This is a genomic window from uncultured Wocania sp. (assembly GCF_964021735.1).
Classification (GTDB): Bacteria; Bacteroidota; Bacteroidia; order Flavobacteriales; family Flavobacteriaceae; genus Wocania_A.
Genome location: NZ_CAXIBN010000096.1, coordinates 1 through 12,391, shown reverse-complemented (window position 1 = coordinate 12,391; position 12,391 = coordinate 1). Strand labels below are relative to the sequence as shown.

Genomic DNA, 12,391 nt, shown 5'->3' with positions numbered 1-12,391 from the left:
GATTACTTTATTCAACAATTCAATATAAATTTTGATGCCTTCTTCAATTTCATTCAAATGAATAAATTCATCTGCTGAATGTGAGCGTGTGCTATCTCCTGGCCCTAATTTTAAAGACGGACAAGTTAATACTGCTTGGTCTGATAATGTTGGTGACCCATATGTTGTTCGTCCTATTGAAATACCTGCTTTTACTAAATCGTGTTCTATTGGAATTGATGAAGAATTTAGCTTTAAACTTCTTGGTGCAATACTATCGCAAGGGGCATTTGCTATTAATAAATCTGCAATTTCTTGATTGGTGTATTTGTCGTTTACACGTACATCAATTACCAATTTAACATCGGCAGGAACAGCATTATGTTGTTTTCCTGCATTAATTTGAGTCACCGTCATTTTTACTTCACCTAAAGCTTCAGAGGTTTCTTTAAAGGTAAAATCTTTAAACCATTTTAAAACATCTATCGTGTTATAAATGGCATTATCGTTATTTGGATGTGCGGCATGACTTGGAGTACCTTTTACAACTGCATCAAAAACTACTAACCCTTTTTCTGCAACTGCTAAATTCATCAAAGTAGGTTCGCCAACTATAGCTACATCTATTTTTGGAATTATAGCTAGCATGCTGTTTAAACCATTTGGCCCACTGCTTTCTTCTTCTGCAGAGGCTACTAATACTAAATTATATTTTAAATTTTCTTTTTCGTAAAAGTAAGTAAATGTGGCCATTAAAGATACCAAGCAGCCTCCTGCATCGTTACTGCCTAAGCCATACAATTTCTCATTCTCTACAATGGCTTCAAAAGGGTTTTTAGTGTATCCATTATTGGGTTTTACTGTGTCGTGATGCGAGTTTAACAATAGTGTTGGTTTGCTTTCATCAAAATGTTTATTGATTGCCCAAACATTATTTTTTGTGCGTGTATAATGAATATGATTAGTTGCTAACCAAGTTTCTAAAAGTGCTGCGGTGTGCTCTTCTTCAGATGAAAAAGATGGCGTTTCTATAAGCTTTTTTAGTATTGCAATGGCTTCTTCTGTTAACTCTTTTTGTGTTTTCATTACCCTTGAATTGTGGTGTGTTTTGTGTTAAAATTGAAAAGCATTTCTGGTTTTCCAATGCATACTTTATGTACTTTGTGTTCTATGGCATGGAAACAGTTATTGAGTTTTGGCAACATGCCATCTGCAATAATTCCATCGTTAATTAATGTTTTATAATTTTCTGAATTGATATGTTCTATAACAGAATCGCCATCATTTACATTCTGTAATACACCATTTTTCTCGAAACAATAATACAATTCGGTTTGAATTTTTTTTGCAAAACCTATGGCTAATTCTGATGCAATAGTATCGGCGTTGGTGTTGAAAAGCTGTCCGTTTTCATCATGTGTAATGGCACAAAAAACGGGTGTTACTTGGTTGTTTAAAAGCACTTCCAATATATTGGTGTTTACTTTTAAAACATCGCCAACAAAACCATAATCTATATCTTTTATGGGGCGTTTTTCTGAAACAATAGCGTTTCCATCGGCTCCAGAAAACCCAATGGCATTGCATTGTTTAGCTTGTAATTTAGCAACAATATTTTTATTGATTTTTCCGGCATATACCATAGTAATAATATCTAAAGTATCGGCATCTGTAATGCGTCTACCCTTCGTCATTTTTACTTCAACGCCCATTTGGTTAGCCAATTTAGTTGCTAATTTTCCGCCGCCATGTACTAATACTTTTGCGCCTTCAATTTTAGCAAATCCTTCTAAAAAAACATCTAATGCTTGCTCGTCATCAATAATATTTCCGCCAATTTTTATAACTTTTAGTGTTTGCATTTTACTCTTTTAAATCTTCTAAAATTTTCTTCAAAACCCATTGCGCTGCATACGTTCTGTTGTTTGCTTGTTGTATTACTATGGAGTTATTACTATCTAAAACGGCATCTTCAACAACTACATTTCGTCGTACTGGTAAACAATGCATAAATTTTGCATCACCTAGCTTCTCTTTGGTAATTATCCAATCCGAATCTGTTTTTAATACTTTGCCGTAATCGTTATACGAACTCCAGTTTTTAGTATACACAAAATCGGCATTTTTTAAAGCGTCTTTTTGATTGTAAACAATTGGTGTTTTACCAACTATTTCTGGGTTTAAATCGTAGCCTTTAGGGTTTGTAATTACAAAATCGACATCCATATTTTGCATCGCATGTACAAAACTATTTGCTACGGCATGCGGTAACGATTTAATATGCGGTGCCCAACTTAAAACCACTTTTGGTTTGCTTACTTTTTTATGTTCCGTTATAGTAATGGCATCGGTAAACCCTTGCAACGGATGCGCTGTGGCACTTTCCATATTCACAATGGGTACTGTGGCGTATTTTACGAAAGATTTAAGGATTTTCTCACTCTCATCTTTTACTTTATCTGTTAAGGTTGGAAATGCCCTTACCGCAATAATATCGCAATATTGCGAGACTACTGCTGCGGCTTCTTTAATATGTTCTGCTGTCGAACCATTCATTATACTACCATCTTCAAACTCAATGCCCCAAGCATCACCAGAAACATTCATAACTATAGAATTCATGCCTAAATTTAAAGCTGCTTTTTGCGTGCTTAATCGCGTGCGTAAACTCGAATTAAAAAACAATAACCCTAAAGTTTTATGTTTTCCTAATTTTGAAAACTCCAACGGATTTTTTTTAAGCTGAATAGCTTCTTGAATAGCTTTAGAGAAGTTTTTTATATCTGAAATGTTTGTGTATTTTTTCATTTTACAATGCTTTTTCTAAAGCTTCAAAAAACATATCTACATGCTTTTTTTGAAGTGTTAAAGGTGGAAGAATTCTAAGCAAATTAGGGTTTTTAGCACTTCCTGTAAAGATATGATGCTTAAAAATCAAATCTTTTCTTAGAGTTGCTATCGGGAAATCAAACTCCAACCCCAACATTAACCCTCTTCCTTTTACGGTTTTTATTTGTGGAATCGTTTTAGCTTTTTCAATAAAATATTCTGAAACTGTTTTTGCATTCGTCATTAAATCTTCGCAACGCATCACTTTTAAAACTGCTAATGATGCAGCGCAAGCTAAATGATTTCCACCAAAAGTTGTACCTAACAATCCGTAAGATGCTTTTATAGAAGAATGAATTAAAATACCGCCAATTGGAAACCCATTACCCATGCCTTTTGCCATAGAGATAATGTCTGGTGTAATCCCATGTTTTTGATAGGCGAAAAAATCTCCCGTTCTTCCAAATCCACATTGAATTTCATCAGCAATTAACAACGTATTATATTTTTTAGCTATCCTTTCTAATTCTTGATAGAACTCAGTTGTAGTTTCATCTAAACCACCAATACCTTGAATAGTTTCAATAATTATAGCGCAAACATCATTTTTAGCTAATGCTTTTTCAACCCCTTTTAAATCACCTAATTTAAAAAGTTCTACTTCTTGTTGTGCATTAATTGGCGCAATAATTTTAGCATTATCGGTTGCTGCAACTGCTGCCGATGTGCGCCCATGAAAGCCGTTTTTAAAAGCAATAACTTTTGATTTGCCTGTTTGAAATGAGGCTAATTTTAATGCATTTTCGTTAGCTTCTGCACCAGAATTACATAAAAATAATTGATAATCTTTACAACCAGAAATCGCTTCAATTTCATTCGCTAGTTCAACTTGCAACGGATTTTGAATAGAGTTACTGTAAAATCCAATATTATTTAATTGATTGCTTAACGAGCACACATATTCTGGATGCGAATGCCCAATTGAAATTACGGCATGTCCGCCATAAAGGTCTAAATATTCTATACCATTTTCGTCGTAAACAAAAACATCTTTTGCTTTAACAGGTGTAATATCGAATAACGGATATACATCAAATAGGCTCATAATTGTTCAGTTTTTATGGTGTTAATTTTATTAAATGAGGTAACCATGCCTTGAATTAAAGACGAACTCAATCCTTTATGTTCCATTTCATTTAAACCTTCAATAGTACACCCTTTTGGCGTGGTTACTTTATCAATTTCTTGCTCTGGATGATTGCCAGTTGCTATTAATAAACTCGCAGCACCTTCGCAGGTGTGCATTGCTAATTCTTGAGCAGTTTCGGCTTCAAAACCTAACTGAATTGCTGCTTGTGTAGTCGCTCTAATCAATCGCATCCAAAAGGCAATACCACTTGCACAAACAACGGTTGCCGCTTGCATTTGGTTTTCAGGAATAACAATCGATGTTCCTAAACGGTTAAAAATAGCTTCGGCAATTTTAATGCGCTCACTCCCTTTTTCGTTTTTACACAAACATGTTATCGATTTCCCAACAGCAATGGCGGTGTTTGGCATGGCGCGAATAATAAATTGACCTTGCCCAACAATACCTTCCATTTTAGAAATTGAAAACCCAGTAATGGTAGAAATCAACACATGTTTTTCAGTTAATAAGGGTTTAATGTTCTTTAAAATCGTTTCGAAATGTGCAGGTTGAACTGCGAAAATAATAATGTCCGATTGTTTAACTGCTTCAGCATTATCCGACGTTAAATATACATTTTGGTAGCCTTCAAATTCTTGAATCGCATCCAAATTTCGTTTTGTTAAATATAGCGTAGTAATCGCATTACTTGTAATTAAACCTTTCGCAATCGATTTACCTAAGTTACCAGTTCCAATAATGGCTATTTTCATTTTTTCATTTTTTTTGGCGTTACCACAAGGGTCGCGCTTTTCGTTATATCTTTTTTTCGTGCCTCAAAAAAGGATGCCACTGCAATCGCTAACGCACCACTGTTATGAGTAAAGCAAGTCTCTAAAAGAAATTTGCTTTCAATTGCACACCTTCCGTTTCATCAAAACCAAACATTAAGTTCATGTTTTGAATGGCTTGTCCAGATGCGCCTTTTAATAAATTATCAATACAGCTTGTAATTAATAACTTGCCCTCGTGCTTATGTAAATGAATTAAGCATTTATTAGTATTTACTACTTGTTTTAAATGAATATCATTATCCGACACAAAAGTGAATTTTGCATCTTTATAATAATCCTTATAAAGTATTTTGGCGTCTTTTAAACTACCATTAAAATTGGTGTAAAGTGTTGCGAAAATACCTCTTGAAAAATCACCTCTATTAGGCATAAAAATAATCTCCGAAGAAAAATCATTTTGCAATTGATTAACTGATTGATTAATCTCACCTAAATGCTGGTGCGTAAATGGTTTGTAATACGAAAAGTTGTTATCGCGCCACGTAAAATGCGTGGTTTTTGATAACGATGTTCCTGCGCCCGTTGCACCCGTTACGGCATTAACATGCACATCGTTTCTTAATAATCCGTTTTTTGCTAAAGGCAATAAAGCTAATTGAATGGCGGTTGCAAAACAACCAGGGTTAGCAATGTATTTTGTTTTTTTAATCGCTTCTTTTTGTAATTCTGGCAAACCGTAAACAAATGTTTTTCCGTTAAAGACTTTGTCTTTTTCTAGTCTAAAATCATTTCCTAAATCAATGATTTTTGTATCGTCTGAAAAGGTGTTTTTTTCTAAAAATTTTACCGAATTCCCATGACCTAAACATAAAAACAAAACATCGACATTTGGATTGATGGTATCTGTAAATTTCAAATCTAAACTCCCCACCAAATCTTGATGAACATCACTAATATTATTTCCAGCATTCGATGTGCTGTAAACAAAATTAATTTCAGCTTTGCTGTGGTGGATCAACAATCTAACTAACTCTCCAGCGGTGTAACCTGCGCCTCCAATAATTCCTACTTGTAGCATAATTAATTATTTACCTGTTGATATATTTTATTTTGATTTCCAAGAATTTTGATGAATCCTTTAGCTTCTTCTGCTGTCCAACCTTTATTCATTTCGCCATAACTACCAAACTTTGCATTCATTAAATCATGTTTAGAAACAATGCCATCTAATAAAAAATGATAGGGTTTTAAAGTTACCACAACATTGCCACTTACTTGCTCTTGACTGCTTTGTAAAAAGGCTTCAATATTTCGCATTACTGGATCTAAATACTGACCTTCGTGCAGATGCATCCCATAAAAACTAGACAGATATTCTTTGTGTTGTAATTGCCATTTGGTAAGTGTGTGCTTTTCTAATAAATGATGCGCTTTAATAGTAATTAATGCTGCTGCAGCTTCAAAACCAACACGACCTTTAATACCTACAATAGTGTCACCAACATGAATATCTCTACCAATAGCGTACGGAGAAGCTAAATTATTTAACACTTCAATATTAATTTCTGGGTCGTTTTCTACACCGTTTACAGCAACCAATTCACCCTTTAAAAAGGTTAGTGTTACTTTTTCGTCCTCAGCATGTTTTAATTGAGATGGGTAGGCTTCTTCTGGTAATGGTTTTTCTGATGTTAAAGTTTCCTCGCCTCCAACACTAGTTCCCCAAAGACCTTTATTAATGGAGTATTTTGCTTTTTCCCAAGACATATCGATACCATTACTTTTTAAGTAATCAATCTCTTCTTGTCTTGATAATTTTCCATCTCTAATTGGTGTAATAATTTTAATATTTGGTGCTAAGGTTTGAAAAATCATATCGAAACGCACTTGATCGTTTCCTGCACCTGTGCTGCCATGTGCAATATATTCTGCATCAATACTTTTTGCGTATTCTACAATTTCTATAGCTTGAATAATACGTTCTGCACTTACAGAAAGTGGGTAAGTATTATTTTTTAATACATTTCCAAAAATTAAATACTTGACTACTTTTTGATAAAATGTAGCTACGGCATCAATGTTTTTATAGGTGGTAACGCCCATTTTATAGGCATTACTTTCGATAGACTTTATCTCTTCTTGAGTAAATCCACCTGTATTTACGCTTACGGCGTGAACATCATATTCTTTTGATAAGCTTACTGCACAATACGATGTGTCTAATCCGCCACTGTATGCTATTACTAATTTTTTCATTGAATTATTATTTTTTATTTCCGCCTTTTGGCTACCGCTCAAGATAAACTTTAGCGATAATTTATTTTTTATTCTTTTTTAAAAACAAAGTCTCCTTAATTTTTTTTAATCTATTAAAAGTCTTTTCTTTTATTTGTTTGGTTACTTTGTTTTTAGCTTTTTCTGGGTCGTACAACATACCAGTACACAAACATAGTTTCCTGTTGGTTCTTGTTAAAACATCATAGTTTTTACAAGTTTGACAACCATCCCAAAACGATTGGTCGTCGGTTAATTCAGAAAACGGCACTGGTTTGTAGCCTAAATCGCTGTTCATTTTCATTACTGCCAATCCTGTGGTAATACTAAATACTTTAGCTTCTGGAAATTTATTTCTTGAATGTTCAAAAACTTTGTGTTTAATTTTTTTAGCTAAACCCGCACCTCTATAATTTGGGTGTACAATTAAGCCCGAATTGGCAACATATTTGCCATGTCCCCATTTCTCAATATAGCAAAAACCAGCAAAGGTATTACCGTCTAAAGCAATAACCGCATTACCATTTTCCATTTTGGTCATAATATATTCAGGTGTACGTCTGGCGATTCCCGTGCCTCTGACATTTGCGGACTCCGCAATGGTGTCGCATATAATTTGGGCGTAAATACTATGTGATTTATCAGCAATAATGACTTTCATTATTTTGATTTATTTGATTTTATTTTGAAATTATTTTTATTTTTTGAAAAGCTGAACCGGACTCACCTAAGTTCATAAATTTGTAGTGTACCCTTACGGGCGACGTGGAAAGTTACGGCGTACAACGTTTCTATTATTTAAAGAAATAATTTTTTTTTGAAGTTGTAATGTGAAATTTGATATAAACATGATAAAAAATAAAATTAAACGTAACGAGTATTAAGGCTAAATAGAAGAATTAGCGACGGCGGTTGCGCAAGCGCAAACCGGGAGAAAACGTACGTATTTTATTTTTCTTTGAATTCATTGGTGTAAAACTAAAAATTAAATTTTATTAATGGCTTATAGTTTTATGATTTTTTAGAATAATTGTGAAATTTTATTCAAATCATGCTTTTTGTTTTTAATTCTTCATTTGTAAGCGATTATATTTAAAATATCTTTTTTTAATGGCTACAAGATATAATCGGTGCTTATAAAATTAGATGTTTTTTTATCTAACAATTCTTCTAAAATAGCATTATTGTAAGCATTGTCTTTTGATGCAACAAAGGTTCTTATTGAAAACGACCGAAGAGCATCGTGTACACTTAATGTCCCATATGCCGAATCTTTTCTTCCTGTAAATGGGTATACGTCTGGCCCGCGTTGGCAAGAGCTATTCAAATTTACTCTACAAACTAAATTAACAAGTGTATCGATTAGTGGAGAAAGGGTATGTATATCTTTACCAAACAAACTTACTTGTTGTCCGTAATTTGATTCAGCCATATCATCTAAAGGTTTTTCAATATCATTAAAAGGTACAATTGGAATTACTGGTCCAAATTGCTCTTCTTTAAAGACTCTCATGTTTTTGGTTACAGGATACAATACCGCTGGAAATATAAAATTGTCGGATGTTTCTCCTCCTTTTTCATTCAGTTTTTTAGCTCCTTTTTCTAAGGCGTCATCAATTAATTCTCGAATATATGCTGGTTTTTCAGCTTCTGGAAGTGGTGTTAGTTTAGCTCCAGTTTCCCATGGGTTTCCAAATTTAAGTGCATCTACTTTTTCAGAAAAACGTTTATTAAATTCATCAACTATAGATTCGTGAACATATAATACTTTTAGAGCAGTACAACGCTGTCCGTTAAAAGACAAGGTTCCTGCAATACACTCTTCAACAGCTAAATCTAAATCGGCATCTGGTAATACAATAGCTGGATTTTTAGCTTCTAAGCCTAAAACCATGCGTAACCTATTACCTTTAGGGTGTTCTGCTTGTAATGCGTTAGCAGATTTACTGTTACCTATTAATGCCAAGACATCTATTCTACCAGATTGCATAATAGGTGTTGCTAAAACACGACCTCGCCCATATACAATATTTACTACGCCTTTAGGAAAGCTGTTTTGAAAAGCTTCTAATAAAGGAGAAATTAGTAAAACCCCTATTTTTGCAGGTTTAAAAATTACAGGATTACCCATTATTAAGGCAGGAATAAGTAAGGTAAATGTTTCGTTAAGTGGATAGTTGTAAGGCCCTAAACATAAAACTACACCTAATGGACCTCTACGAATATGTGCGTAAACACCAGCGTTTTTCTCAAACTTAGCAGAATCTCTATCTATTTGCTTATAAGCTTCAATAGTATCGTAAATATAGTCAACAGTTCTATCAAATTCCTTTTCAGAATCTGGAAGATTTTTGCCTATTTCCCACATTAAAAGTTTAACAACTTCCTCACGTTTGGTTTTCATTTGTTCTACAAATTTTTCCATACATGCTATTCTGTTTACTACTTTCATGGTTGGCCATAGACCTTGACCTTTGTCATAAGCTAAACAAGCAGAGTTTAAAGCTTCTAGAGCTTCTTTCTCTCCTAGTTGCGGAATAGTTCCTAACACCGTTGGTGTGTAGTTTTCTGTAGAAGAAATAGTAGAGTGTACTTCAGCTATTTCTCCTTTCCAATGTTTTAATTCACCATCAACTAAATAGGTTTTTTGATGCAAAAGTGAATTAATTTTATAGGCTTCTGGGATTTCTGAAAAAGTTGTTTTCATTTGTTTGTATTCTATTATTTTTCATGAGTTAGATGTAATTGTGCCAATAAATATCTTAATTAGTATTAAGAATTATTTTATATCTAAAACACGAGCTTTATACTATTGCTAAGGTATTTATATTTTGGTTTAATAGCTTTTATAAACAAGGGTTTGTTTAAAGAAATATGATATTCTTAACACTTTAATTACATGTGAAGAAAATATTTATGGCTCAAACGTTTTCGGTTGTTAATTATTTTAAGCTATTAATTTTATCGATTCTAATTAGTTGTTTGTCGTTTCAAATGGGTTGTCTATAATATTATACCATTTTTAGTAGTAAAACGCCTCATCTTTTTCTATATTTAATTTTTAAAACACTTTTTCAAACTAACTAATATATTTTTTTTGAATTTCATGAAACATTTAATTACATTTTTAGCAATTACCATTATTCTTTTTTCTTGCAAGCAGAATAAAAAAGCAGAACAAGAAGTAACCGAACAAAAAATAGAGACGAAAACTGATGATTGGATTTATCTTTTTGATGGCTCTAGTTTAGATGGGTGGAGAGCCTACAATGGTGATGTATTACCTGCTGGTTGGATTATAAAAGAAGGCGAACTGACTTTTGATACCGAAAAGCGAACAGAAGCCAATCGTAAAGGAGGTAAAGACATTATTTATGCCGCAGAAGAATTTGATAATTTTGAACTGTATTGGGAATGGAAGATTCCTGAAGGTGGAAATAGTGGCTTGCTATATCACATACAAGAAGGAGATTGGGCGCCATACGAAGTGTCTCCAGAATACCAAATGCTGGATGATTTAAAATGGGAAGAAATTAATAACGCCACCTTAGAAGAGTGGCAGAAAACAGGAGCAGACTACGCTATGCACGTACCAGATTTAAGTCAAAAGATAGTAAAGCCTGCTATGGAATGGAACACTTCTCGAATCATTTTTACACCAGATAAAGTAGAGCATTGGTTAAATGGCAAGAAATTGCTTGAATTTGTGCCTTGGTCAGAAGATTGGGAAACTCGAAAGAAAGCAGGTAAATGGAAAGACTTTCCAAAATATGGAACTTTTAAGTCTGGGTATATTGCTATTCAAGACCATGATAGCCCATTATGGTTACGAAACATAAAAATTAAAAAACTATAATTGAAAAAAGTGCTAAAATGAATAAAAGAGATTTTTTAAAGAAAAGCGGGTTAGGAGTTGCTGGTATTACATTAGCTCCATCGTTAATCATGTGTAAAGAAAAGCCTGTAATAAAAACCCGAATTCGAACAGCTCATATTGGTGTAGGTAATATGGGGTTAGCAGATCTTAAAGATACTGCTTCGCATCCATTGGTTGATGTTACTGCATTATGTGATGTTGACTCAAATCATCTTAACGAGGCTAAAAAACTGTTTCCAAATGCAAAAACTTTTTCTGATTATAGAGTGATGTTGAAAGAGATGAAAAATGATATTGATGCTGTTGTTGTTTCAACACCAGATCATACTCATGCTCCAGCATCTATGCTAGCAATGAACATGAATAAACCTGTGTATTGTCAAAAGCCATTAACGCATCATGTTTCGGAAGCCAGAGCGATGAATAAACTCGCTAAAGAAAAAAATCTAGTTACTCAAATGGGTATTCAAGTGCACTCTTTTTATGATTATAAATTAGCAACACTATTAATTCAGTCAGGAATTATAGGAAAAGTACATACGGTACATGCATGGTCTCCTAAAAACTGGGGTTATGATGGTGAAGCACCAGAAGGTAGCGACCCAATTCCAGAATCTTTAGATTGGAATCTATGGCTAGGAACATCTAAAGAAAGGCCTTATAAATCAGGTTATTATCACCCAGGTAATTGGCGTAAATTAATGGATTATGGATGTGGTACTTTAGGCGATATGGGTGTTCATATTTTTGATACACCATATAATGCTCTTCAACTTGATGTTCCTAAGACAATCAAGAATGAGTGTCGCCCTTCCAATGGTTTTGGTTATCCAGAAAATAATATTGTAACCTATGAGTTTCCACAAACTAAGTATACTGCCGAAACCTTAAAATGGATATGGTACGATGGTCCTGGAGCACCAAAAGAGCATGAAGATTTAATATTGCCTGGGTCAAAAAAAGAAGATTCATCTACTGCTACTAATGAAAAAACTTTAGAAGATAAAATGTCTCTAGAAACTAAAATAGCCAATGATGGAACTTTACCAGAACAAGGTGCTATGTTTGTTGGAGAAAAGGGACGTTTGCTTTTACCTCATTTTATGCAATTACCTAAGAAAATTGTAGATGGTGAATATGTTGATATATCGACAGAAATAACTGCTATATCTGAAGCAAATAACATGGGAGAACCCATTCGTAATTATGACTCCGAAGGCCCAAAACATTATCATCAATTTATAGATGCTTGTTTGGGTAAAGATAAATGCACTGCGCCTTTTTCGTATGCATCAAAACTAACTGAAACTATTCTTTTAGGAGTAATTGCTGGACGTTTTCCTAATCAAAAATTACATTGGGATAGCATTAATGCTAAATTCTCAGAAGAAGAGGCCAACCAATACTTAGATGGAGAATATCGTGAGTTTTAATTTAAAATAATGTTTTAATGCAGTTTTGCACATGATGTTGGAGGGCTTTATTAAAACAAATATCACCACATCTATA

General features: G+C 33.7%; 11 protein-coding genes. 2 read left to right on the top strand and 9 right to left on the bottom strand.

Annotated features, from left to right (window positions below):
- The 9 genes from AADI82_RS09725 to AADI82_RS09685 form a co-directional block, all read right to left on the bottom strand.
- Window positions 1-1,065, bottom strand: a 1,065-nt coding sequence (locus AADI82_RS09725; protein WP_341216253.1) for a M20 family metallo-hydrolase, incomplete at its 3' end; no start/stop codon positions are given.
- Complete coding sequence (argB, locus tag AADI82_RS09720) at window positions 1,065-1,841, bottom strand: acetylglutamate kinase (RefSeq protein WP_341216252.1); 777 nt, start codon at window positions 1,839-1,841, stop codon at window positions 1,065-1,067. The genes AADI82_RS09725 and argB, both read right to left, overlap by 1 nt.
- A 1-nt stretch (window position 1,842) precedes the next feature.
- Window positions 1,843-2,787: an N-acetylornithine carbamoyltransferase gene (locus AADI82_RS09715; protein ID WP_341216251.1), complete on the bottom strand. Its 945-nt coding sequence runs from the start codon at window positions 2,785-2,787 to the stop codon at window positions 1,843-1,845.
- A 1-nt stretch (window position 2,788) separates the two neighbouring features.
- A complete protein-coding gene (locus AADI82_RS09710; protein ID WP_341216250.1) occupies window positions 2,789-3,913 on the bottom strand; it encodes an aminotransferase class III-fold pyridoxal phosphate-dependent enzyme in 1,125 nt (374 codons plus the stop codon).
- Window positions 3,910-4,710, bottom strand: a complete 801-nt coding sequence (gene proC / locus AADI82_RS09705; protein WP_341216249.1) for a pyrroline-5-carboxylate reductase — start codon at window positions 4,708-4,710, stop codon at window positions 3,910-3,912. The genes AADI82_RS09710 and proC overlap by 4 nt, the downstream gene beginning before the upstream one ends.
- Before the next feature lie 121 nt (window positions 4,711-4,831).
- A complete protein-coding gene (gene argC / locus AADI82_RS09700; protein WP_341216248.1) occupies window positions 4,832-5,809 on the bottom strand; it encodes an N-acetyl-gamma-glutamyl-phosphate reductase in 978 nt (325 codons plus the stop codon).
- A 2-nt stretch (window positions 5,810-5,811) separates the two neighbouring features.
- Window positions 5,812-6,987 (bottom strand): argininosuccinate synthase domain-containing protein, encoded by a 1,176-nt coding sequence (locus tag AADI82_RS09695; RefSeq protein WP_341216247.1) that lies wholly within the window; start codon window positions 6,985-6,987, stop codon window positions 5,812-5,814.
- A gap of 61 nt (window positions 6,988-7,048) precedes the next feature.
- Complete coding sequence (locus tag AADI82_RS09690; RefSeq protein WP_341216246.1) at window positions 7,049-7,666, bottom strand: GNAT family N-acetyltransferase; 618 nt, start codon at window positions 7,664-7,666, stop codon at window positions 7,049-7,051.
- Between the two features lie 453 nt (window positions 7,667-8,119).
- Window positions 8,120-9,712, bottom strand: coding sequence for an NADP-dependent glyceraldehyde-3-phosphate dehydrogenase (locus AADI82_RS09685; RefSeq protein ID WP_341216245.1), 1,593 nt, complete (start codon window positions 9,710-9,712; stop codon window positions 8,120-8,122).
- A gap of 399 nt (window positions 9,713-10,111) precedes the next feature.
- Between AADI82_RS09685 and AADI82_RS09680 the strand changes: the two genes are divergently transcribed.
- Both AADI82_RS09680 and AADI82_RS09675 read left to right on the top strand, forming a co-directional pair.
- A complete protein-coding gene (locus tag AADI82_RS09680; RefSeq protein WP_341216244.1) occupies window positions 10,112-10,861 on the top strand; it encodes a DUF1080 domain-containing protein in 750 nt (249 codons plus the stop codon).
- A 17-nt stretch (window positions 10,862-10,878) separates the two neighbouring features.
- Window positions 10,879-12,315 (top strand): Gfo/Idh/MocA family oxidoreductase, encoded by a 1,437-nt coding sequence (locus AADI82_RS09675; RefSeq protein WP_341216243.1) that lies wholly within the window; start codon window positions 10,879-10,881, stop codon window positions 12,313-12,315.
- Window positions 12,316-12,391: the final 76 nt, after the last annotated feature.

What these genes read in the sequence shown, in the direction of transcription:
- AADI82_RS09690 (WP_341216246.1), bottom strand. Translation starts at nt 7,666, where the DNA reads ATGAAAGTCATTATTGCTGATAAATCACATAGTATTTACGCCCAAATT.
- proC (WP_341216249.1), bottom strand. Translation starts at nt 4,710, where the DNA reads ATGAAAATAGCCATTATTGGAACTGGTAACTTAGGTAAATCGATTGCG.
- argB (WP_341216252.1), bottom strand. Translation starts at nt 1,841, where the DNA reads ATGCAAACACTAAAAGTTATAAAAATTGGCGGAAATATTATTGATGAC.
- argC (WP_341216248.1), bottom strand. Translation starts at nt 5,809, where the DNA reads ATGCTACAAGTAGGAATTATTGGAGGCGCAGGTTACACCGCTGGAGAG.
- AADI82_RS09695 (WP_341216247.1), bottom strand. Translation starts at nt 6,987, where the DNA reads ATGAAAAAATTAGTAATAGCATACAGTGGCGGATTAGACACATCGTAT.
- AADI82_RS09710 (WP_341216250.1), bottom strand. Translation starts at nt 3,913, where the DNA reads ATGAGCCTATTTGATGTATATCCGTTATTCGATATTACACCTGTTAAA.
- AADI82_RS09680 (WP_341216244.1), top strand. Translation starts at nt 10,112, where the DNA reads ATGAAACATTTAATTACATTTTTAGCAATTACCATTATTCTTTTTTCT.
- AADI82_RS09685 (WP_341216245.1), bottom strand. Translation starts at nt 9,712, where the DNA reads ATGAAAACAACTTTTTCAGAAATCCCAGAAGCCTATAAAATTAATTCA.
- AADI82_RS09715 (WP_341216251.1), bottom strand. Translation starts at nt 2,787, where the DNA reads ATGAAAAAATACACAAACATTTCAGATATAAAAAACTTCTCTAAAGCT.
- AADI82_RS09675 (WP_341216243.1), top strand. Translation starts at nt 10,879, where the DNA reads ATGAATAAAAGAGATTTTTTAAAGAAAAGCGGGTTAGGAGTTGCTGGT.